Source organism: Actinotalea sp. (assembly GCF_035443605.1).
In the GTDB taxonomy this organism is placed as follows: Bacteria; Actinomycetota; Actinomycetes; order Actinomycetales; family Cellulomonadaceae; genus Actinotalea.
Map to the genome: position 1 here is coordinate 1 of NZ_DAORSQ010000218.1, position 1564 is coordinate 1564.

The window sequence follows — 1564 nt, forward strand, 5'->3', positions numbered from 1 at the left end:
CGCGCAGGGCGTCGTCGTGCTCCGCGCTCGTCGCCGCACCCGCCAGCGCCGCCGGCAGGCCCACCTCGGCGAGCGCCTCGGCGAGGACGGCGTCCTTGTCCTTGCGCCCGCCCGGGTGCAGCCGCGTGCCGATGGCGTCGTACAGCGGCTTGACGACGTCGTCCCCGTGCGCCAGCCGCGCGGCGGTCACCACGCGCACGGGGCCCCACCCGTCGTCCATCATCCGGCGGTACTTCTCGGACAGGTCGCGACCCTCGTTGAGGACCGCCAGGCTCATGACGTGCCAGCGGACGGTGATGTCGCGGGTCGCGGCGACCTCACCCAGCCAGCGCGAGGTCATCCACGCCCACGGGCAGATCGGGTCGAACCAGAGGTCCGCGAACGTCGTGGTCTGCCGCTCGGCGTGCGGTGCGCTGGTCATCGGTCTCCCTGGGGCGGTGGTCGTCTGCGTCGACAACCCGCGCACGGGCCGCACCATTCCGCTCCCGTGCACGGTGGTCCGCCCACCGTCCGACGCGGTCCCCTCCGGGCGCGCGGTATCCCCGTGGCACGCCACGTGCGAGGTGGCAGGATGCGAGCAACCCCTGCGACGAAGGAAGCACCGTGCCTGCTGAGAACCTCACCCGTGCCGAGGCCCGCGACCGCGCGGCCCTCGTGTCCGTGACGAGCTACGACGTCACGCTGGACCTCACAACGGGGCCAGAGGCGTTCGCCAGCACGACGGTGGTGCGGTTCGCGGCGACGGCCGGCGCGAGCACCTTCATCGACCTCATCGCGCCGCGGGTGCACGAGGTGGTCCTCAACGGGCGCGCGCTCGACGTCGCCGCGGTGGTGGCGGACGCGCGGATCGCCCTCGACGGGCTCGAGGCCACCAACGAGCTGCGGGTCGTCGCCGAGGGTGCGTACATGAACACCGGCGAGGGCCTGCACCGGTTCGTCGACCCCGTCGACGACGAGGTCTACCTCTACTCGCAGTTCGAGGTCGCCGACTCGCGGCGCGTGTTCGCCGTCTTCGAGCAGCCCGACCTCAAGGCGACGTTCGGCTTCACGGTGACCGCGCCGGACCACTGGACGGTCGTGTCCAACTCCCCCACGCCGCAGCCCGTGCCCGCCGGACCGGGCGCGGCGACGTGGACCTTCGCCCCCACCCCGCGGCTGGCGAGCTACGTCACCGCCGTCGTCGCCGGGCCGTACCACCGCGAGACCGGCGAGCTGACGAGCAGCGACGGCCGCACCATCCCGCTCGGCGTGCTGTGCCGCGCGTCCCTGGCGCAGTACCTCGACACGGAGAACATCCTCGAGATCACCCGCGCCGGGTTCGCGTTCTACGAGGAGCGGTTCGCGATGGCGTACCCGTTCACCAAGTACGACCAGATCTTCGTGCCCGAGTTCAACGCCGGGGCGATGGAGAACGCCGGCGCGGTGACCTTCCTCGAGGGGTACGTCTTCCGGTCCAAGGTGCCGGAAGCGACGGTCGAGCGCCGCGCCGTGACGATCCTGCACGAGCTCGCGCACATGTGGTTCGGCAACCTCGTGACGATGAAGTGGTGGAACGACCTCTGGC

General features: G+C 71.8%; 2 protein-coding genes. One reads left to right on the forward strand and one right to left on the reverse strand.

Features of this window, described 5'->3' with window-relative positions; all coding sequences use genetic code 11:
* On the reverse strand, positions 1-421 hold a 421-nt coding region (locus tag PKY62_RS13320), incomplete at its 3' end, for a mycothiol-dependent nitroreductase Rv2466c family protein (protein WP_324537745.1).
* Between the two features lie 182 nt (positions 422-603).
* On the opposite strand from PKY62_RS13320, the gene PKY62_RS13325 reads away from it, so the two are divergent.
* A partial coding sequence (locus PKY62_RS13325; RefSeq protein WP_324537747.1) for a M1 family metallopeptidase occupies positions 604-1564 on the forward strand: 961 nt, incomplete at its 3' end.